The organism is Blautia stercoris (assembly GCF_054657695.1).
Genome location: NZ_BAAHYF010000002.1, coordinates 246,163 through 267,592 on the forward strand (window position 1 = coordinate 246,163; position 21,430 = coordinate 267,592).

General features: G+C 39.0%; 17 protein-coding genes. 16 read left to right on the top strand and 1 reads right to left on the bottom strand.

What is annotated here, in order from left to right:
• The first annotated feature begins 16 nt into the window (after positions 1-16).
• From ACYQ2D_RS10870 to ACYQ2D_RS10945, 16 genes are all read left to right on the top strand, one after another.
• Positions 17-3,163, top strand: a complete 3,147-nt coding sequence (locus ACYQ2D_RS10870) for a response regulator (RefSeq protein ID WP_459785426.1) — start codon at positions 17-19, stop codon at positions 3,161-3,163.
• A 506-nt stretch (positions 3,164-3,669) separates the two neighbouring features.
• The gene (locus ACYQ2D_RS10875) at positions 3,670-4,911 is read left to right on the top strand and encodes an AfsR/SARP family transcriptional regulator (protein WP_459785427.1); all 1,242 of its coding nucleotides are present in this window, start codon (positions 3,670-3,672) and stop codon (positions 4,909-4,911) included.
• A gap of 21 nt (positions 4,912-4,932) precedes the next feature.
• A complete protein-coding gene (locus tag ACYQ2D_RS10880) occupies positions 4,933-5,388 on the top strand; it encodes a hypothetical protein (RefSeq protein ID WP_459785429.1) in 456 nt (151 codons plus the stop codon).
• Between the two features lie 178 nt (positions 5,389-5,566).
• Positions 5,567-5,767, top strand: coding sequence for a hypothetical protein (locus ACYQ2D_RS10885; RefSeq protein WP_022302744.1), 201 nt, complete (start codon positions 5,567-5,569; stop codon positions 5,765-5,767).
• A complete protein-coding gene (locus ACYQ2D_RS10890; RefSeq protein WP_459785430.1) occupies positions 5,757-10,553 on the top strand; it encodes a SpaA isopeptide-forming pilin-related protein in 4,797 nt (1,598 codons plus the stop codon). Before ACYQ2D_RS10885 ends, ACYQ2D_RS10890 begins: the two co-directional genes overlap by 11 nt.
• A gap of 116 nt (positions 10,554-10,669) precedes the next feature.
• Positions 10,670-12,034: a SpaA isopeptide-forming pilin-related protein gene (locus tag ACYQ2D_RS10895; RefSeq protein ID WP_459785431.1), complete on the top strand. Its 1,365-nt coding sequence runs from the start codon at positions 10,670-10,672 to the stop codon at positions 12,032-12,034.
• A 136-nt stretch (positions 12,035-12,170) separates the two neighbouring features.
• Positions 12,171-13,031 (top strand): class C sortase, encoded by an 861-nt coding sequence (locus ACYQ2D_RS10900; protein ID WP_444138956.1) that lies wholly within the window; start codon positions 12,171-12,173, stop codon positions 13,029-13,031.
• Positions 13,032-13,040: 9 nt separating this feature from the next.
• The gene (locus tag ACYQ2D_RS10905) at positions 13,041-13,916 is read left to right on the top strand and encodes a class C sortase (RefSeq protein WP_459785432.1); all 876 of its coding nucleotides are present in this window, start codon (positions 13,041-13,043) and stop codon (positions 13,914-13,916) included.
• Between the two features lie 70 nt (positions 13,917-13,986).
• Positions 13,987-14,997 carry a DUF5979 domain-containing protein gene (locus tag ACYQ2D_RS10910; protein WP_459785433.1) on the top strand — a complete coding sequence of 337 codons (1,011 nt, stop codon included), beginning with the start codon at positions 13,987-13,989 and terminating at the stop codon, positions 14,995-14,997.
• A 16-nt stretch (positions 14,998-15,013) separates the two neighbouring features.
• Positions 15,014-15,532, top strand: a complete 519-nt coding sequence (locus tag ACYQ2D_RS10915; protein ID WP_117457359.1) for a hypothetical protein — start codon at positions 15,014-15,016, stop codon at positions 15,530-15,532.
• Positions 15,532-16,293 (top strand): hypothetical protein, encoded by a 762-nt coding sequence (locus ACYQ2D_RS10920; protein ID WP_459785434.1) that lies wholly within the window; start codon positions 15,532-15,534, stop codon positions 16,291-16,293. Before ACYQ2D_RS10915 ends, ACYQ2D_RS10920 begins: the two co-directional genes overlap by 1 nt.
• An 18-nt stretch (positions 16,294-16,311) precedes the next feature.
• Positions 16,312-17,106, top strand: coding sequence for a hypothetical protein (locus tag ACYQ2D_RS10925; RefSeq protein ID WP_459785435.1), 795 nt, complete (start codon positions 16,312-16,314; stop codon positions 17,104-17,106).
• A gap of 5 nt (positions 17,107-17,111) precedes the next feature.
• A complete protein-coding gene (locus tag ACYQ2D_RS10930) occupies positions 17,112-18,224 on the top strand; it encodes a MucBP domain-containing protein (RefSeq protein ID WP_459785436.1) in 1,113 nt (370 codons plus the stop codon).
• A 31-nt stretch (positions 18,225-18,255) separates the two neighbouring features.
• The gene (locus ACYQ2D_RS10935) at positions 18,256-18,816 is read left to right on the top strand and encodes a signal peptidase I (protein ID WP_459785437.1); all 561 of its coding nucleotides are present in this window, start codon (positions 18,256-18,258) and stop codon (positions 18,814-18,816) included.
• A 157-nt stretch (positions 18,817-18,973) separates the two neighbouring features.
• Complete coding sequence (locus ACYQ2D_RS10940) at positions 18,974-19,672, top strand: 5'-methylthioadenosine/adenosylhomocysteine nucleosidase (protein ID WP_459785438.1); 699 nt, start codon at positions 18,974-18,976, stop codon at positions 19,670-19,672.
• A 181-nt stretch (positions 19,673-19,853) separates the two neighbouring features.
• Complete coding sequence (locus tag ACYQ2D_RS10945; RefSeq protein ID WP_022302756.1) at positions 19,854-20,687, top strand: hypothetical protein; 834 nt, start codon at positions 19,854-19,856, stop codon at positions 20,685-20,687.
• A gap of 126 nt (positions 20,688-20,813) precedes the next feature.
• On the opposite strand, the gene ACYQ2D_RS10950 is transcribed toward ACYQ2D_RS10945, so the two are convergent.
• Positions 20,814-21,080, bottom strand: a complete 267-nt coding sequence (locus ACYQ2D_RS10950; protein WP_118701328.1) for a hypothetical protein — start codon at positions 21,078-21,080, stop codon at positions 20,814-20,816.
• Between the last annotated feature and the right edge of the window lie 350 nt (positions 21,081-21,430).

Here is a 21,430-nt window from a genome sequence, read left to right on the forward strand (position 1 = left end):
AAGAAGGGGGAGAACCATGTCTGAAGTAAAGAATAAGAAAAAGAAATCCAGTATTATTCAGATCAGTATTGGTATTCTGGCAGTTATTCTGGCTATCCTTATTATTATAATGATGAGAATTGTTTCTGATATTCAGGGAACGGCCCGTATTGTAAATTATACTGGTTTAGTCCGTGGAGAGACACAGAGGATCATCAAGCTGGAGGTTGCCGGGGAACAGGACGATGCAATGATCCAGGAGGTAAGGTCTTTTATTGGTGGTCTGCGTGATGGAAATACGAAACTGAATCTGGTATATCTGAATGATAAGGATTTTCAGAATAAAATGCAGGAACTGGACGAAGGCTTTTCTGATCTGTATAACGAAATCTGTTTGGGGCGGTCTGAAGGATATGAAAAAACAGATATTATATCCAGAAGTGAGGACTTCTTTGTAATCTGTGATGAAGCAACAGGTCTGGCCGAAAAATATTCGCAGAAAAAAGCCACATCCTTATCATTGCTTGAAAAATATATCACAGCAGATATTGTTGTATTGATGCTGTTGATCGGATATGAGTTTATCAAAGCAATACAATATGCTGCAATGAACCGTTTGCTGCAGCGAAAGGTATATCTGGATGATGCGACGGGACTTCCGAACAAAAATAAATGTGAAGAATTGCTGAATGAGGAAGAACCGGATGTAGATATCGGTGTCTGCAGTTTTGATCTTAATAATCTCCGTCGTATTAATGACAGCAGAGGACATGAAGCCGGTGATGCCTATATCCGTAGATTTGCTATCTGTCTGCGGAATTCCATGCCGGCTGAGCAGTTTGTGGGAAGAGCAGGTGGAGACGAATTTCTTGCAGTTACCCATGGATTGGACAGGGAACAGATGATACAGTGTCTTAAAAAGGTGCGCAGAGATATGACAGAGGAATCCAGAGTGTATCCGGATACACCCTTAAGTTATGCGGTGGGATTTGCATTGGCCGGTGATTTTCCCGGAAGTACAATGAGAGAGCTGTTTAACTGCGCAGACAAAAACATGTATATCAATAAAAATCATGTGAAACGGGAAGCGGCTACAGCAGAAAAGAATCAGGGATATCAGCTGTTAAAGCTGCTTAATCAGCATGGGAGTAATTTCTCAGACTGTCTGTACTGTGATGCCAGGATGGATACCTATCGGGCGATTCGTTCCAGCGAGAATTTTTTCCTAGCTTCTGACGGTGCATATTCCGGAGCAGTGGAACAGATCATAGAGGAACATGTTGAAAGTTCCTGTCAGGTAGATATCTGCGAAGGGCTACAGATTTCTGAGCTTCAAAGGAAGATGCATACGAAGGAAGATGTGCTGGAATATGAGTATAATACCGGAAAACAGGGGGCATATAACCGTCTGACCTTGATTCCGGTGGATTGGGATGAGGATAAAAAGCTGCATCATTTTCTCCTGGCATTTGAAACTATCCGAAAGACTTCTGAAGGTCAGACAGGTGCAAAAGAGCAGTTGCAGCTTTATTATGAACAGTTGAAGCAGTCTATCTTGGAAAATGACAGCTATGTGGATGCGCTTCTGGAATTGTCAGATGTGATCTATACAGTAAATCTGACAAAGGATGTTCTGGAAAGAAGGATCGTACTGAATGGAAAAGAGCAGAAGAGCCGGGAACTTTTTATGGATTATCCGCTTCCGTACTCTTATCAGGATTACTGCTGGGAATATAAGAAAAAAATCACCCAGGAAACAATTGCCGGTTACTGCATGACAGATAATTGTGAAAAGCTTCGTAAGAGGTTTGAGAACGGAGAAACACATATATCTGTAGAATATTGTGTCTGCGAAGACGATGGAAGTATCCGATGGGTACAGAAAACAGTGCTTATGACCAGTATGGTAGTGTTTGATACAGAAATTCATGCTGAGATCCCTATGATCTATGCGATCATTCTGCTGCAGGATACCACACAGAGACATGAACGTGATGAACAGGAACAGGCACGCCTTCAGGCTGCATTCAATGAGATGCGTGCCGAGAGCAGGGCAAAAACAAATTTCCTCAGTCGTATGAGCCATGATATCAGGACACCTTTGAATGGTATTATTGGTCTGTTAAAGCTTGATGAGATCCATTTTGAGGATAAGGCACTGATACAGGAAAATCATAAAAAGATGAAGATAGCAGCAGATTATTTGCTTTCCCTTATCAATGATGTTCTGCAGATGAGTAAAATAGAGGAAGGTCATATTGTTCTGGCTCATGAATATATCTGTCTCAAAGATCTGGTCTATGAGATTGAGAGCGTTATCACTCACAAGGCAGCAGATGAGAATATTCAGTGGATTTATGAGAAAAATAAGGAGGATATTCCCTATCCTTATGTCTATGGAAGCTCACTGCATCTTCGCCAGATTTTTCTGAATATCTATGGGAACTGTATTAAGTATAACCGGCCGGGAGGAAAGATTACTACCGTAATGGAGGCGGCAGATGTACAGGATGGGATTTGTACATACAGATGGACGATTTCTGATACAGGTATAGGGATGAGTGCAGAGTTCCTGAGTCGCATTTTTGATCCATTCTCACAGGAAAAAACAGATGCCCGTAGTGTTTACCAGGGAACCGGTCTGGGGATGGCGATCACTAAGGGATTGATTGAGCAGATGAATGGAAGTATTGAAGTGACAAGTCAGGAGGAAGTTGGATCTGTGTTTGTCGTTACCATTCCCTTTGAGATTGCAGAGAAACAGAAAAAGGATGAGGAAATTGTAGAGAAATATGATATTTGTGGACTGCATCTGCTGGTAGCCGAGGATAATGATCTTAATGCAGAAATCGTAGAAATGCTGCTGACAGATGACGGTGCGAAGGTTACAGTTGCAAAAAATGGCAGACAGGCAGTGGAGTGCTTCGAAAATAATCCTCCGGGAACCTTTGATGCCGTATTGATGGATGTCATGATGCCTGTTATGGATGGTATTGCAGCAACAAAGGCGATTCGTGCTATGGAGAGGGCAGATGCAAAAACAATTCCGATCATTGCAATGACTGCAAATGCATTTGAGGAAGATGCAAAAAGATGTCTCGCAGCCGGCATGACCGCACATCTGGCAAAACCATTTCAGATAGAAAATGTGGAAAAAGCCATTGTGGAGTGCTGTGGAAAGTAATGCCATCTGCAAGAACTGTTGCCATCAGTAAATTATCAGAAGCAGAGTGAAAAGTCTGGATGACGAAAATATGAGTAGAGAAAGGTGTAAGCCACAGAAATGTGGATTGCATCTTTTTTTGTCTGGTATTGTAAAGTGATGTCAGATTTGTTGTAAATGTCGTAAATTTGTGGTCAAAAAATGATGAGAAATGCAAAATCACGAACTTGCTCATTTATAGTTTACAATTAACAAAAAAACTCAGAGTAAAATTTTTTGCTCCAATTTCGACATAATCTGACAATCTATTTTGTTGACAAAAGAATGGCAAAAAGTTAGAATTAGGCTAGGATATCTTAAGTATAAAGAGATTAACGAAAGTAAGTAAGCAGGAAAGGGAAGTGCGAATACTCGCTTAGTTTAGTAACTATATTTTGTATTTAAGATATGGCTGCAAAAGTACGGCATTAGGGAGTGGCTGTAATTTGACAAACAGGGAGAAATCCTATGAAAAGGGGTGTATGAGGATGAGTAAGGAATTACCGGTTTTAAAAGTGAGGATGTTAGGGCGTTTTTCCGTGAACTGGGGAGAAAAAGACATTGCATTTAAGAGAACAACGTCAACGAAAGCATTGCAGCTGTTTCAGATACTATTGTATACAAAAGAAACAGGAATTCAAAGAACTCGTCTGCTTGATTATCTTTATAGCAGAGATGAACTGGCAGATATGGCAAACAATTTAAGGGTAACTTCACACAGACTGAAAAAAATGCTTGTAGATGCAGGAATGCCTGAGTATGATTACATACAAATTAAAAAGGGAGTCTATAAGTGGAACAGTCCGATGGAAGTTGAAGTGGATGCCTTGGAATTAAAAAAGCTCATTGAAGAGTCAGAAGCGACAGAGGATATCCGGACAAAGATGGAACTGCTGACAAAAGCCTGCCGGATTTATAAAGGAGAATTTCTTCCGGAACTTTCGGGAGAGGACTGGGCACTGCTTGAAAGTGTAGAATATAAAAAAGTTTATGAAAAAGCACTGAAAGAAGTATGTGATTATAAAAAGGTGCAAAAAGAGTACCAAAGCGTGTTGGAACTTTCTAAATCAGCGTCTGAAATTTATCCATTTGATGAATGGCAGTCTGTGATGATGGAAGCGCTGGTTGCTATGAATCGATATAAAGAAGCCATTCAGATTTACGAAGATACGGCAAAATTTTTCTTTGCAGAATTGGGTATCAGTCCATCTGAAAAAATGATGGAGCAGTTTAAAGAAATGAGCGAACGGGTCAGTTACAAACCGCAGGTATTGAAAGATATTCGTGGCGGTTTAAAAGAGAAATATGAAGAAAAAGGTGCGTATTACTGTAGTCTGCCAAGTTTCCGTGATACCTATCGTTTGGTGACCCGTATTATCGAAAGAAATGGTCAGTCTGTTTATTTGATGTTGGTAACGATAACAGACGGAAAAGGACGCCCATTAGAAAATAAAGAGCGTTTAAAGGTGTTATCTGAAGAGTTAAATCATACAATTAAATGTTCGCTGCGTAAAGGCGACTCTTATACCAGATACAGTCCGAATCAGTTTTTGATTTTACTGGTAGGGACGAAACAGGAAAATTGTCCTCAGATTTATGATAGAATTACAAAATATTTCAGCCGTGAGCATAAAACATGGGCACAGTACTTAGAATATTATGTATCATCTATTGTGGATGTTGAACAGAAAAAATCAAAGATTACCTTCAACGGGCAAGATGACCTTTGAAGGTTAAGGGGTAAAGGTGTGGTGTATGAAAATATGAGAAGCGGACAAAATATAGGACGAATAAAGGCGGCACCTAATCTTGTAAATATATGTGTAGACGAAATTGCGCAGGAAGAAATGAAAGGACGTCTTTATCATTGTTATAAAAAAGAGGCGACGAATTTTACAAATGTCGTTGAGCTTTTGGATGAAATGGAAAAACTGTATGATAAACTTCATTTTCCGGAAGCATCAACAAAGAGCAGGTCTTTTTTGAGAGAAAAAGCTCTACAGCAAAGAGAAACAATTCCTAAAGTTGTTGAACCTAAAATTGTATTAGAACAAAAAGGCACAAAGGGAACATTTCTGGTGTGCGTTCAGTATCGACAGAATGCAACCTGGCAGGGCGAAATTGTTTTAATGGAATCAGAAGAAAGTTATGAGTTTTCCAGTGCACTGGATTTAGTTAAAATTATCAACAATACTTCAAGTTTTTAAGGTACGAAAGAAAAAACATTACCAGCAGATGTATGGTAATGTTTTTTTGTGGAAAAATTTAATAAAAAAATAAGGTGTAATGCTTTTTGTAATGGGCAATACGCTATAATAACCACATAGTAAAGAATATAGAATATGTAATGTTTTAATTTGAGAAAAGAAAGGAGGCGAAGATATTGTGGCTAAGAAAAAACAGACAAAAACATTTATCGTAAAGATTAATGAATGTCAGAACTCAACCTGGCAGGGAAGTGTATTATGGGCAGAAACAAAACAGGAACAATATTTTCGCAGTGCCTTAGAATTATTGAAGTTAATAGATGGTGCAGTAACTGAAGACGAGGATGAGATAGTAGAAGGAGGAAGCCATGAAAAGTGAGAAAAGTAAAAAAATTCTGGCGTTTGTGCTTTGCATGGTTCTGATGCTGACAACCAGCATGTCTACTATGGCAGAGGGTGGTCTGATAGGTGAAACCTCTTCTGAATCCATGGCAAGTCAGGAACCTGAAACACAAAGTACAGAAACAACGACAACGGGAGAGACGCAGGCAGAAGGAATTAACGAAGAGCTAAGTACATCGAAAGAAACAATACCGGAAGTGAAAAAAGAAACAGAAGCAGTTGCAGAAGAGACCGTTTCTGAAGAAACTGTTTCTAAAGAAGGTGTACAGTCTGAAGCAACTGAAATCAGACATGAATTTCAGGATGAAAACGGAAACGTGCTTACAAGCGTTATCGCAAATCTTCCGGAAGGTGCATTTGAAGCATTAACCTCAGACATTGTGATGGAAGTAAAAGAACTGGATGCCGAAACTCAGGAACATGTAAAAGCGTTAATCGGAAAAAATCTTCCGGAAACAGAAAAGCTTGGAAATTATCAGTTCTATGAAATTAATTTTAAAGTAAACGGTGAAAATCAGAATCCAAACAAACCGGTTACCATTACAATTGAAGAAAACAATACCAATATTCAGACAGAAGATACGAAACAAATAAATGTTTTCTATCTGGACAAAGCAACCGAAGAAAATAAAAAAGAATCCGATGAAATTTTAAATATAACATCAAAAACGGACTTAGAGGAAGCTCTGAAAGCGGAAGGAAAGAGTATAGATAATATTGATGAATATATCTATTCCGATGTTAGCTTGAATCAGGAAAAAAATGCAGTTAATAAGGTGCTATTAAAAGCTGAAAAGTCCGGAGTTTATGGATGTTATGTAAAAGAAACGGCTGAGGCAGAAGAAAGGATAGTTGAAGAGCCGAAAGAAGAAATTAAAGAAGAAATTAAAGAGGAAGTAAAAGAAGAGGCAAAAGAAGAGACAAAAACAGAAAAGACAGCAAAAGCTGAAACTGAAATAAAAGAAACCAAACCTATACTTACATACGAAGATGAAGAGGTAACAATTAATATCACAGAGGAAAAAGAAGGTGCAATTCCAGAAGGAACAACCTTAAGTGTAACATCGGTTCAAAAAGATACGACAGAATATACTGAGGTAGAGGAAAAATTAAATCAGAAGGCAGAGGACGAAGAGTACTCTATAGCAGGATTTCTGGCTTATGACATTACACTCACAGATAAAGATGGAAATAAAATTGAGCCGGATGGAAATGTCAAGGTTACGATGAAGTATAAAAAAGGAGTATCACCGGAAGATGTTGATACAGAAAAATCAGATCTTGATGTTACAGTTATTCATCTTGAAGAAGATAAGAATGGAGTAGTAAAACGGGTTGTCGATATGGTGGCTGATGAAAAGAAAGAAGCAAATATACAGACAACAAGTGAAACAAAAGTTACAAAGGCAGAATTTATAACAGATAGTTTTTCTAATTATGTGCTAGCCTGGTATGCTCGCGATGAAGAATCCGGGTTGGATAAAGTTGAAACAGTCAGTCATGCTCAAGCGGGTATTACAATGCGAATGATTGATATGGAAGGTAAGGATTCTAACAAATATAAGATAAAAGCTTTGGATAGTAGTACCTGGATAGATTTAGGAGGAGGCTATTGTGCCGGAACGTGGAATAATGGAAGCTGGCAGAATAATAATAATCAGTCAGGAAGTATTAAAAAAGGTCTTTTAAAAAATGTGTTAGGCACAGATGGCTATCCAATTACAACAGGAAAAAATACCTGTATTACAGGTCAGAAATCTACGGGTTCAGCAATTCCCGGAACTGCTAATGAAAGTTTGGCGAGTCTTTTTAGCGGAGGAACGGAAGTAGATCATTTATTCCGAAAAGATATCTATAACAGCACAGGTTATTATGAATACAGTAGTTTTCAGAATTATGCATATTTAGGAAACAATACAAATTTTACCGTATACAATGCACTGGGTACACCAAGTAATGAAAATCAGTATTATTATAAACGTGGAAACTTTATGCCGTATAACACAATTAATAGTCAAAACGTATCAACGAATAAAAATGAATATGATGAAAATGGTAGTGTTTTATCAGATTCAGATAGTGCAAAAGGAAAAACACTTTATAAAACAAATGGAAATAATTATTACTTTGGGATGTATATGGGCGCAAGTTTTTTTCAGCCAAAAGATGGTAAAATAGCTTCTAAACAGGTTAGTGGTCAAAAAGACCCGATGATATATGAATTCAATGGGGATGATGACTTATGGATTTATATCGACGACGTCTTGGTGCTTGATATTGGTGGTGTTCATGATGCTCACTCCGGCAGTATTAATTTTAATACAGGAGAGGTAAGCTGGTATGATTGTATTAAAGGAGGTACACCAAAAAAATATAAGACAACGATTAAAAAACTTTTCCAAGATGCTAAAAAGCTTCCGAATGGAAATAAGTGGACGAGTAAAACCAGTGATAAAGAAATAGAAGCATGTTTTGATGACGACACATTGAAAGATTATACTCTCCATTCCTTTAAAATGTTCTACATGGAACGTGGTGCAGGTGCATCTAATCTTCACATGAAATTTAATCTTCAGGTTATTCCGGAAGGTCAGGTGGAAGTTAGAAAAGAACTGGAAAACACAGATAAAGAAAAATACAGCAATGTAAAATTTGCTTTCCAGGTCTATGCACAGAAAATTAAATCAACAGATCCAAAAGGAAATGAAACGTATTACGATGACGAGTATGAATTATTAGACAGTGCAACGTATAAAGATTCAACAGAAAAAGTTAAGTTCCAGGATGTAACATTTAATGATACGAGATATAAAAAGGTATTTTATCTAAAACCAGATGAGTCAGCAATATTTAGCGGACTGAAAGCTAACCGAAAGTATTATGTAATAGAGGTTGGAGTGAATGCTCAGCAATATGATAAGGTTATTATTAATGGCGTTGAGTATAAAGCATTTGATGAAAATGCACAGCTTAGTGGAACGATTTCGGATGTTAAAACAGATAAAAAGACAGTAGAAGAAAGACCGACAGTAGTTTGTGTAAATAATTGTTCTGCATATAACAGCCGTGAACTTCGGATTACAAAGCAGATGAGAGATGGACAGGTAACAAACGATACCTTTTCATTTAAGATTCAACTATCTAATAATGAGGCTAATCAAACGTTAGTGCCTTATACAAAGGGTGATTACTATCTTAAAGATGGGGAAGGAAATTATTATTACTACAAAGATGGAGAATTGGAATCAAATGGCAGTAAGAGTGTTGTTTGTGGCAAAACAGATGCAAATGGAATTGTTACTGGAATACCGGCAGGTTATACAGTGATTGTTACACAGATTCTTTCGGAAACAAGTTTTCTGGTAGAAGAAGTGAATCTGGATAAAACAAGATATTTAGAGCCTGAAAAATCTGTCAGCAATTGTGAAAAGTCGGACATTAAAACAGCAGACGAAAAAGTAGAAGAGCAAAGAGTTGCAGATGGAAAAATAGAATTGAAAAAAGATGCTCAAGTAACAATTGCAAACAAAATAAAAGAACTGGATGAGCCGGATGCTCCATTTATTGAAGTGACTAAGAGATTTAATGGTTTAACAAAAGCGCAGATCAGAGAACTGGCAAAAGTAAATCCTGCGTATCAGATAACCGTAACAAATGGAAGTGATACAAGAACGCTTACAATGGATGCAGATAAGCTGGACGAGAATCTGACAGGGAAAGATACAACCTGGGTTTACACATGGAAATTGGAAAATTGTTCAACAGGAACTTACAGAGTTGTCGAGTCTAATTATAAAAAAGATGGATATCAGGTAACGCCATCAATTAATGGTTCAAATGGAGACAGTGCAGATGTGACAGTTAAGCAGGCAACAATTGAATATACTTCAACTAAGAGGGAAACAACATGTTCCGCACAGGATTATCCAGTTGGAAAAGTAAATTTAATTGTTGCGAAATTAACCTCAAATGAAGGATATTTTGTTTGGACCAGACAGCCGGCAAGTATCAAAGCAAGAATGGCAATTGTTGATTTGATTTCCAGCAAAAAAGGAATAAAATTTTCACCAAAAGCAGTTTTAGAGAATTGTTATTTCTTTAGTGGAGTGGATAAAATTAGTTCCACATTGACATTCCGAGACGGAGAGATTACTTACGACGGTGAAAACATTATGCACTTTGATAAATCAAAACAATGGGCAATGTTTGCAACAGGTAATTATACAGTGACAGATGGTCAGGATGCAGAAGTAGAACTTACGAATACCTATCAGGAAGAAACAGCAGACCTTGATTTAATGAAAGTCTCAGAAAATAATACAGACTTAAAATTAGATGGAGCAGAATTCCAGCTGTATAAGAAAGCTGGTAACGCTTATCAAAAATTGGGAGATGTTTTAACCGTTAAAAATGGAGCAAATGAGATAGAACTCAAAGGGTTAGAACCGGGAGAATATTATCTTGAAGAAACAAAAGCTCCAACAGGTTACTTGCCTTTAGGCAATAAAATTTACTTCAAGCAGGAAAAGGGTGAGGTTATTTTAACAGATATGGCAGGTAATCCACTTACTCAGGAACCGGATATGTGGTTTTTAACCACAGATGAGAAGAACGTATTAACAATCAAGAATCAGGTGGTATACGAACTTCCAAGTACCGGTGGTTCTGGTATCTATCGATATACGATTGGAGGCGCATTGCTTATGATGGCTGCGGCACTAATCTTATATAAAAACAAATCCAAGGAGGTGCTGAATAAATAACAAAATGAGATTATGGTTTCAGCGACTTCCAAATCGCAAAAGTAAAGGGGAAACCAAGTAACAAAAGAAACTAATAATTAAGTAAGGGAAATCCTGGAAAGAAAAGGAGAGAGAGTATGAGTAAATTTAAAAAGATGTTATCACTGGTAGTAGCAATGGTAATGGTACTTGCAACCACATTAACTGCATTTGCAGCACCAAACACAGAAAGTCCGTACACAAGCAAAATTAAAGTGACAGGTTTATCATCCAGAGAAGAGACAACAGTTAAACTTTATAAGGTAGTAAGTTTTGATGAAGCAAATAGTAAATGGGTAGTAGCAGATTGGGCAACTGCTGATGTAGATACAACAGAGAATCCATTTGGAATTAATTGGGAAGCCTTAAATGGAAAAGTTGGAACTATAAGCGCAGATTATACGCTTAAAACAAAGCCGGTAGGAGAAGAATATACGACTTCTGTTGAACAGGAAGTTCCAGTTGGAGCATATTTGATTATTGCGAATGGTGAAAAAGCAACCTATACAGTAATGGGTGCAAACACATACGACAAAGATCAGACTTATATGGCATCTAAAGATGTTACAGTAACAGCAAAAACATCTGGATATGTAACAGATAAAGAGGCAGATGATCACTTTGTAGCAAGAGGACAGGAAGTTACATTCACCGTTAAAACAACATTCCCTACATTTACTGAAGCAGCACCAGAGGGCGGACATAAATATTATATCGAAGATACTCCTACAGGGCTGGATATTATAGAGCTTGTACGTGTTACGGTTGGTGGAACTAATGTAAAGGATAAAGTAGTTGAAGACAAAAAGGGTGCTACAACAAAATATACAGTTGATTTTAGCAGTTTAATCGGTACAGAAAATGAAAATGCTGGTAAAGAAGTAGTTCTCGTATACAAAGCAATTGTAACAGCAGATGATGGATATCAGAATACAGCTAACTCTTATAGAGATGGTCAGATAGTTGGAGAACCAGGTGAAGAAAAAGGTTATACTGGTGATATTACAATTACAAAGTATGCAGAAAATGATACAACTGTATTAAATGGTGCTAAGTTCAAAGTATATAAAGGAACAAAAGATCAGCATGGCGAAGCTTTAAAATTTGTTCAGAAGACAACAGGTGAATATAAATTAGCAGAAACAGATGAAGAAGGCGCAGTTGAAGAAATTGAAGCAACAAATGGAACAGTGAAAGTAACAGGTCTTGATGAAGGAAAGTACTGGTTTGAAGAAATTTTAGCACCAGCAGGTTATTCCATTAATGGAGATGGTGTTACTGTTGAAGTAGTAGAAAATACAGAACGAAATGTAAGCGTTACAGGTTCTTTAACAGATACTAAACTTTCTTCCTTACCATCCACAGGTGGTATCGGTACTACAATCTTCACAATCGGTGGTTGTGTAGTTATGATTGCAGCAGCAGGTTTATTCTTCGCAACTCGCAAAAAATCTGCTAAATAATGAAATAGAAGAAATAGAATAAGTAACAATTGAAATGCCTATTTTGTGAAAAAACCAGGGCGGCTCGCCCGCCTTGGTTTTTCATTTCACAGAAAATTGAAACCTGACAAAAAATACAACAATAAGGAGAGCCCGGATGAAGAAAAAAGTTACTACGATATTGATTATAATTATATTTTTAGCCGGTTTGTCCTTGCTGTTGTATCCCTTGGTTGCAAATCAGTGGAACAATCACAGGCAGAAGCAGCTGATATCCGGTTATGAAGAAGTTGTTGCGCAGAAAGAAAAAGATGGAGAAATTAATTATGAGCAGGAATGGAAAAATGCCGATGCGTATAATGATTCTCTTCAGCCATCCGTTCTTCCGGATTCTTTTGCAGTTGCAGAGGCTTCCGATGAAGAAAATTCTAATTATTTTGCTTGTTTGAACCTTGGTGGTGATGGTATGATGGGATATATAGAAGTGCCTAAGATTAATATTAAAATTCCCATCTATCATACAACAGAAGACGAGGTGCTTCAGAAAGCAGCCGGTCATCTTGAAGGAAGTTCACTTCCGGTTGGAGGCAAAGGAACACATGCAGTAATTTCTGCACACAGAGGACTTCCGAGTGCTACACTTTTTACAGACCTTGATAAACTCGAAGAGGGAGACCATTTTCTTCTCTATATATTAGATGACGTGCTTTGCTATGAAGTAGATAAAATTTCAGTCGTTGAACCAAAAGAAACGGATGATTTAGCAGTAGAGGAAGAGAAAGATTTGGTAACACTTCTTACCTGTACTCCTTATGGAGTGAACAGCCACAGACTTCTGGTTCGAGGACACAGAGTAGATTACAAGACAGCCGATATAGAAGAGGCATCCACACCACTTGGAGGAGTCAGTCTCCATACCAATTATGGGTTGTGGGTAGTTATCGGACTGGCAGTAACAGGAGGCTTTATCCTTATACTTTATTGTTATGATAAGAAGAGAAAATCAAAGGAACAGTAGGGATGTATTATGAAGAGAAAAATTTCAGGTATTTTGTTTGGCTTAATGTTCCTGCTGGGATTTGCAATCTTGATTTATCCGACAGTTTCTAACCAGTGGAATACATACCGGCAGAATCAATTGATTTCATCTTATGAAGAGTTAATCGGAAAGATGGCAGAAGAGGATTTTACAAAGGAATGGGAAAAAGCGAAAGCTTTTAATGATACGATTATCCATAACAATATATTTGGTGATGTTTTTGGAGAAAATGGAGACGATATTAAAAATACCGAATACTGGCAGATTTTAAATGTGGGAAATGACGGTGTCATGGGATATGTATCCATTCCAAAGATTAATGTAAAGCTGTCCATTTATCATGGAACAGCGGATGATGTGCTTCAGACAGGAATCGGTCACTTAAATGGAACCAAGCTTCCAATCGGTGGTGAGAGCACACACAGTGTACTGGCAGCGCACAGGGGTCTGCCGAGTGCCAGATTATTTACAGATATTGACCAGTTAGAACGTGGAGACATGTTTTACGTTCACGTTTTGGATGAAACGCTTGCTTATCAGGTTGACCAGATTTTAGATATGGTGGATAAGGATGACAGTGAGACGCTTCAAAAGGCTCTCCAGATTGAAGAGGGTCAGGATCATGTAACGCTATTTACCTGTACGCCGTACGGTGTAAACTCTCACAGACTTTTGGTCCGTGGCACAAGAGTACCGTATAACGGAGAGGAAGAGATAGAATCTACAGCCGCAGAATCCATGTTGAAATCAATTCAGAATTACTACATGATTTATCTGATACTTGGATTATCGGTAACTTTACTTGTAATACTTTTGATGAAGTTCCTGATTAAACCTGGAAAGAAGAAACACAAAAAAGAATAAGAAAGAACAAGAAAGACTTTTCAGTACAGGATAGTTACTTATCTGTTATCAGAGGGGAGGAAATGTGAAGATGAAGAAAAAACTAAAAAAAGGAAGCGCATTGGCTCTGGCTCTGGTGTTGACACTTTCCACCGTAGTAATGTCCAAAGTTCAGGCTGCTATCAGTATTGAAACTGACCGGCAGTGCTCTGTGAAATTTGAGCTGGATGCGGTTTATCCGGAACTTTCAGGGGAGAATATGACAATTCCGGTTCGCATGTATAAGGTAGCAGATGTGAATCAATATGGAGAGTATCAGGCCTTAGCCGGATTTGAGGAATTGAAGCTGGATTCCATCAGCAGTAAGACAACAGCACAAGAATGGGAAGAGAAAGCCAAGAGTGCAGTGAAGGCAGTAGAAGAAAACCAGACAGAGGCAACAGCTTCTGATAATCTGATTGGAGGCAAGGGCAGTGTGGATGGGCTTTCAGTCGGAATGTATCTGGTAGAGGCAGAAGAAGTGCAGTCTCCATATTATACTTACAGTTTTACACCGTATCTGATTTCCCTGCCGAATAATCAGTATTATGTAACCGGAAGCGACGAGTGGCTTTATGATACATCAACAGGATTAAAACCAGACCAACAGGAACGATATGGTGACCTTGAAATCGATAAAACTTTAACTTCTTATAATGAGACGATGAAAGGTGCTTCGTTTGTATTTGATATTGAAGCAGAAGTAAATGGAGAAATCGTTTACAGTGATGTAGTTTCCATGGTATTTGATGGAACAGGCACAAAGAGTGTTGTGATAAAGGAACTTCCGGCGGGCGCAAATATAACGGTAACCGAAGTTTACAGTGGTTCAAGTTATGAGGCAACAGGAGAGGCAGAGCAGACCACTCAAATCGTAGCGGATGAAATGGTTTCCACAGCATTTGAAAATCAGTATGATGGTAAATTAAACGGAGGTTCAAGTGTTGTCAATCATTTTGAATTTACTCCAAATGAGGAAACAGCAGATGACCAGAAACAGTCAGCCGAAGATGGTGTCTGGGACTGGGAACAGCAAACGGACAGTACACAGGCACAGGAATAAGGGGAGGGGTTAAGCAATGAAGAAAAAGTTGAATAAGAAAACGCTTTGTCTGACTGCTGCAGCTCTTACACTTACCGCAGGGCTTTCTGTAGGAAGTGCCATGGCTTACTTTACCACTTATGTAACAGCACAGGGTGGACAGGAATTAAGTCTTGGATTTACCGAGGTTATTCCGGATGAAGAGGTCAGTGATTGGACGAAGCATATCAAAATTGAAAATACCGGTGATTACGAATGTTATGTAAGAGTAAAAGTATTTGCCGGAAGCCAGTATCAGGAAGGACTGGTCTACTCCGATGAGAGTGGAAAATGGACGCCGGGAGATGACGGATATTATTACTATTCTGATGTTATAGCTCCTGGGGCAAAGAGCGAAGAATTATTGGTAAAAATCAGTAACATGAACCTTCCAAAAGATTTTAATGTAATTGTTGTTTCAGAATGTACACCTGTTATCTTAGACGCAGAGGGAAATCCAAGTGCAGACTGGACAAAGAAAGCAGATGTTGCGCAGACTGAGGAGGTGGGTGAGTAATGAAAAAGAAGAAAAAATCCTTTTCTGTAAAGCCCGTTTTCCTGTTTGCGGTGGCCGGACTTTTAATTCTTGGCAGTACCGTGGGAAGTACAAGAGCGGCACTGACTTATTACAGTGAGAATTATGCAGTGCAGGCAGAGGTTTCAAAGATTGGTATCAGCCTTTTAGAAAATGGTGAAATAATCAGTAAGAGAGATTACAACAAGGATAATCAGTGGATGGAAGAACATGGAGAACTTCTTAAAAATCTGGTTGGAAAAGATGAGAAATTTGCGCTTGGAAAAGCTTACGATGAAGCCTTAACCGTACAAAACAGCGGCTCAATTGATACATTTGTAAGGGTCATTCTTACAAAGAGCTGGACTGACGCAGACGGAAATAAAAATACCAGACTTTCTCCGGATTTGATTGATTTAAACCTGCTCACAGACAATGGCTGGGTGATTGATGAAAGTGCAACAACAAGAGAGCGTACCGTACTTTATTATACCAGGCTTTTGCCAGCAGGAGAAAGCGCTCCGGCAATTAGTGATACATTAACAGTTGACCCTTCTATCGGAACAAAGGTAAAGGAACAGGTAGTTTCCGAAGAAGATGGAAAGAAGACCATCAAAACCATTTATGAATACGATGGATATCATTTTACGATTGATGCAGAAGCCGATGCCGTACAGACTCACAATGCACAGGATGCAATCAAGAGTGCATGGGGGATTGATGTGACAGTCTCAGAAGACGGAAACAGTATCAGCTTACAGTAGCCACAGGAGGTGCACGATATGTTAAAAAAGAATATTTTGTGCCTGGTCATGGCGGCTGTTATGACATTTGGCACGGCAACAACTGCGAAAGCAGAAGAGATTACAAGCAGTAAAGACTGGACGGTAGATTTTAAGAATGATAAGTTAAACAGTAACTTTACCTCAAAGGAAATCGCAGAAGAAGTTTATGGAATGCTTCCTGGTGATACCATGAAGATTGGTGTGAAAATTAAAAACTCAGAAAGCATTCAGACAGACTGGTATATGTCCAATGAAATCCTAAAGAGTCTGGAAGATGAAAGTCAGGCGGAGAATGGAGCTTATACTTACAAACTTTCTTATAAAGATGTTTCCGGTAAAGAAACCGTACTTTATGACAGTGATACGGTAGGTGGAGAGGATAAGAAAAGCGGAGAAGAAGGTCTTCATCAGGCAACAAATTCCATGGAAGATTATTTCTATCTGGATCGTCTGGATAAGAATGAAACAGGAACAGTTGAATTAGAAGTCGGACTTGAGGGTGAAACCCAGGGAAATGCATATCAGAATACACTTGCAAAATTACAGTTAAATTTTGCAGTTGAAAAAGTTTCCAAAAAGACAAAAGTGGAAAAGGGTAAAAATAAAGTAGTCAAAAAGACAATGACCGGAAAATCTTCGACAATCCGAAAAACAGCGGTGACAAGTCCAAAGACCGGTGATACCATGCATGCATTATTGTTTAGTGCGATTGCACTGGTGAGTGGAATTGTGGTATTGATTATCGCGGTTTTGGCAGTAAAGAGACGTCGCGAGGATGAGAAAGGGGAGTGAGGACAGTGAAGAAGTTAAGACAGATTTTAACTTTTGTAGTGGCTTTCTGCATGATGTTTCAATGTTCTCTGCTTTCTGTTTTCGCAGATGACGAATATACTTATACCGTTACATTCTATGCCGGAAATCAAGGTACATTTGCAGACGGAGCAGGTAAGATTGTGATGAGCAATCTAAAATACGGAGCTTTCGTATCTTTCGATGTACAGAAAGATGGTGTGGTAACGTTAAATAACAGCGATAAATATTATGTAAAAGGGCTTCGTAAGAGTGGACGTGATAACAGTGAAACCGATGAATTAGAAGCTTCGAGATACAGTGTTACGGTAAAAGGCGATGCCGATTATGTAGTTGCTTATGGAATCAAAGGAAATCAGGTTGCTTATACAGTCAATTATCAGGATGCAGATGGAAAGGAACTGCTTGCAAGCAATACCTATTATGGAAATGTGGGTGACAAACCGGTAGTTGCTTATCAGTATGTGGAAGGATATACTCCTCAGGCATTAGCACTTACAAAGACATTATCAGAAAATTCCGCAGAAAATGTATTTACCTTCCGTTATACGCCAATCGGTACAACGGTTGTAACGATTCCGGGAGAGACAACAACTGTAACAACAGTTGTTCCGGGAACAACAAATGTGGAAACAATTACAGTACCGGCTACGACATCCGCAGGAACAACAACAGGAACGACTGGTACAGGAACGACCGGTACAGGTACAACCGGTACGGGCACAACGGGTACAGGAGCAGGAACAGGAGCTGGTACAACGACAGAAACCGGAACAGGCACAGATGCCGGTACAACGACTGATACAGACGCCGGAACGGCAGGAACAACAGAGACCGATACAACGACTGATACAGACGCAGGAACAGATAGTACTCAGGATACCCAGACAATTGAAGAAGACCAGACTCCACAGGGAACACAGGAGATTCAGGATTTAGACGAAGATGAGACTCCTCTTTCCAGAGACGCAGATATAAATCAGGGGAAAGTGAAAAAAGGCTTTCCTGTTGCAGCAGGTGTTGCGATTGGCATCTGTGGGGTTGCAGTACTTGCCGGAATGGGTGTATTATTAAAGAAATACATGGCTAAAAAGAAATAAGCACACAACATGACGAAAGGACTTATTGGTCTTGAATACAAAAAAAACAAAAAAAAGCCCAGTGGCTGCTGTGTGCAGTGCACTGGGCACTGCTTTATTAATTCTATTAATTGTAATCTGCCTTCCGCTTACCGTACCAAAAGCATTTCATTATCATGTTTATACAGTAATCAGTGGAAGTATGGAGCCGGCGATTCCAACAGGAAGTCTGGTTTATATTAAAGAGATGGAGCCAAAGGATGTTCAGGTAGATGATGTGATTGCATTTTATGGAACAAAGGATGCGGCTTCTATTATTACGCACCGCGTTGTGGAAAATCGTGTACTGATGGGTGAATTTATCACAAAAGGTGATGCTAATGCAACAAAAGATATGAACCCGGCGCCGTATGATAATTTTATTGGAAAGGTTGCTTATTCGATTCCAAAAGTCGGAGGGATTGCACTTGTGCTGACTGGAGTTTATGGGAAAATTCTGGCAGGAGGAGCAATTTTAGGAGCAGTGATTCTGCATGGAGTTGCCTCTGCGATAAACTCGAAGCGGGAAAAAGATGAGGATGAGGCAGAACGCTTATCTGAAAAGAAAGAATAGAAAAGATAAGGATGAAAATCAGGAAAAAGGATGCAGAGCGAAAAAGTCTGCACCCTTTATTAAGTTAAGGATTAAGAATTGTACCTTATTTGCAAGTGTGTTATGATGAAAATAGCAAAAAGGCTAAGATAAAGGAAATAAAGGAGATAGAGTTAAAATGAATCGTATTGGAATTATCGGTGCTATGGAAGAAGAAGTAGCAATGTTAAAAGAGCAGATGAAGGATGTAACGGTAAAGGAAAAAGCTGCAATGGAATTTTTCCATGGAACATTAAATAAAAAAGAAGTTGTTGTGGTTCGTTCCGGAATCGGAAAAGTAAATGCCGGAATCTGTGTACAGATTTTAGCAGATGATTATCAGGTGGATGCAGTTATTAATACCGGAATCGCAGGTTCTTTAAAAGCAGAAATCAACATTGGAGATATTGTACTTTCCACAGACACGATGTATCATGACATGGATGCAACAGAATTTGGGTATCCGATTGGACAAGTTCCGCGTATGGATGTTCATGCTTTCCCGGCAGATGAAACTTTACGAAAACTGGCAAAGACAGCCTGCGAGAAAGTAAATCCGGAAATCAGTGTATTTGAGGGAAGAGTCGTAAGTGGTGACCAGTTTGTGGCAGATAAGGCTCTGAAAAATCGGATTATTGAGAGAACCAATGGCTGGTGTACAGAGATGGAAGGAACAGCAGTCGGACAGGCAGCGCATTTAAATAAAATACCATACCTGATTATCCGGGCGATTTCTGACAAAGCAGATGACAGCGCACAGGTGGATTATCCGACTTTTGAAAGACAGGCAATTTTACATTCTGTCAAACTGGTAGAGGAACTGCTTCTCATGCTGTAAAACTGAAATTTGAACGCAGATAAGCGGATTGCGAATGTCCGCTTTGCCTGGTGGGTGTGACAAAATTCGAGGCATGGATGACTGAATTTGTCGTACGATTTTTGTTTTCAAACAGACAGCTCTGCTATATAATGGTCTCATAAAGATGCAGAAGAGGTGCATCGGACTAGGAGGGTTGTCTGTGGAATTGTTTTATTACGGAATCTGGCTTTTTGAGCTGGTAAGTATCATCACCATGCTGGTGGTTTACAAAAGCAACCGTGGAGTCTTAAAGGATTTACAGCAGATTCCAAAGGTCAAGAACAGATGGCTGCAGGCGTATCTGCAGGAATTTCAGAGGGATACGCAGAATCACATAACGATACACAATCCGTCGGTTTATATGGCAAGACGGCTGAGAGAACGAAAGATTGGGAAGATTTCCGTAAGAATGCTAAAGGGATTTTCCTGGACAGCTTTTGTTCTCTCTTTTTTTGTATCTGCAGTTGGCGTATGGCAGGTGAGAGGGACAGGCATTATGACACTTTCGTTTCCGTTTGTGAAAAGTTTCATGCCGGCTATGGAGGGGCTGATTGGAACAACTGTGGTGCTTGGTGCAGTAAATGGAATGCTGCGCCTGATTTTTTCTATTGCCTATCAGGAGGAGATGATAGAGACGAATCTGCTGGATTATATGGAAAATGAAAAGGATTCGGCAGGAAGAATTGTGAAGATAGAACCGCCCATTGCAAATGAGGCGAAAAAGGCTGCTGCAAAAAAAATGAGCAGGAAGGCGCGCAGTAAGGCGAGACAGCAGGAGCAGAAGCTCAGGGAAGAACTTTTACGAGCGCAGAAAGAGCGGGCAAGAAACGGAGGCAGGGAGAGTCCGTCTGCGGTACGGAGTCAGCAGCAGAAAATGGAACAGGTGGAAGCGAGGATTCGGGAAGCTGCGCTTACGGATGAACGCTATCGGCATCTTTTAGATGAAGAGGAGGAGAAGATTGTAAAAGATGTGATTAAAGAGTTTTTGAGTTAGAATAGATTTCATTTAGGAGAAAAGGGCAGGGGCATATCGAAAGCGATGTGTCCCTGTTTTTGGTCGTAAGAGAACTGGTCTGACTTTAATTAATAAATTATCTCTCTTCTAATGAATTATCCTGAGTTAGCCCTCTTCAATTACTTCAATGGAGAGATAGTCAAAATCAAGTTCCTCAATGAAGTTATCCTGCGTAAAGCGGGTTTTTGAATGACGCTGAAAATCTGTGATGTTGGATTCGAGCCAGATTGGTTTTTCAAGGTCAAATTCCAGACAGATAAAATTGAGTCCGGAGAAAATTTTATGAGTTCTGCTTGAAGCTGATTCATCACAGATAACCGTGCTTTTTAAAATACGTGCGTCTTTATAGATACATCCCATTAATCGAAACATAGTAATTTTCCTTTCGTGCATAAGTGTTGGTGCGCTTTCTGTTTTTGCCAATTTCGAAACATAGTAACATAGATTTACATTGTTGTCTTAAAACAGTATAAGAAAGAAAAAGATTTCTGTAAAGAAGAAAAAAATTGGAATTTTACAAGAAAAAAACGCGGAAACTTGCTTTAAAACAGGTCTTACCAATCAAAATTGTGCAATATGCATATTTTGAAGAAGGGAAATTCGGCAGAATGACAATGGCGAAATTTTCGTTGGAGAGGCTAACTAAGACTTGTGATAATATTTGTTTAATTGACCTATGGAAAAATGTGTGTGGTCAGTGGTATACTGATAGCAGTTGAAAA

Coding starts and splice junctions, on each gene's coding strand:
- ACYQ2D_RS10870 (WP_459785426.1), top strand. CDS start 17: ATGTCTGAAGTAAAGAATAAGAAAAAGAAATCCAGTATTATTCAGATC.
- ACYQ2D_RS10875 (WP_459785427.1), top strand. CDS start 3,670: ATGAGTAAGGAATTACCGGTTTTAAAAGTGAGGATGTTAGGGCGTTTT.
- ACYQ2D_RS10890 (WP_459785430.1), top strand. CDS start 5,757: ATGAAAAGTGAGAAAAGTAAAAAAATTCTGGCGTTTGTGCTTTGCATG.
- ACYQ2D_RS10895 (WP_459785431.1), top strand. CDS start 10,670: ATGAGTAAATTTAAAAAGATGTTATCACTGGTAGTAGCAATGGTAATG.
- ACYQ2D_RS10900 (WP_444138956.1), top strand. CDS start 12,171: ATGAAGAAAAAAGTTACTACGATATTGATTATAATTATATTTTTAGCC.
- ACYQ2D_RS10905 (WP_459785432.1), top strand. CDS start 13,041: ATGAAGAGAAAAATTTCAGGTATTTTGTTTGGCTTAATGTTCCTGCTG.
- ACYQ2D_RS10910 (WP_459785433.1), top strand. CDS start 13,987: ATGAAGAAAAAACTAAAAAAAGGAAGCGCATTGGCTCTGGCTCTGGTG.
- ACYQ2D_RS10915 (WP_117457359.1), top strand. CDS start 15,014: ATGAAGAAAAAGTTGAATAAGAAAACGCTTTGTCTGACTGCTGCAGCT.
- ACYQ2D_RS10920 (WP_459785434.1), top strand. CDS start 15,532: ATGAAAAAGAAGAAAAAATCCTTTTCTGTAAAGCCCGTTTTCCTGTTT.
- ACYQ2D_RS10925 (WP_459785435.1), top strand. CDS start 16,312: ATGTTAAAAAAGAATATTTTGTGCCTGGTCATGGCGGCTGTTATGACA.
- ACYQ2D_RS10940 (WP_459785438.1), top strand. CDS start 18,974: ATGAATCGTATTGGAATTATCGGTGCTATGGAAGAAGAAGTAGCAATG.
- ACYQ2D_RS10950 (WP_118701328.1), bottom strand. CDS start 21,080: ATGTTTCGATTAATGGGATGTATCTATAAAGACGCACGTATTTTAAAA.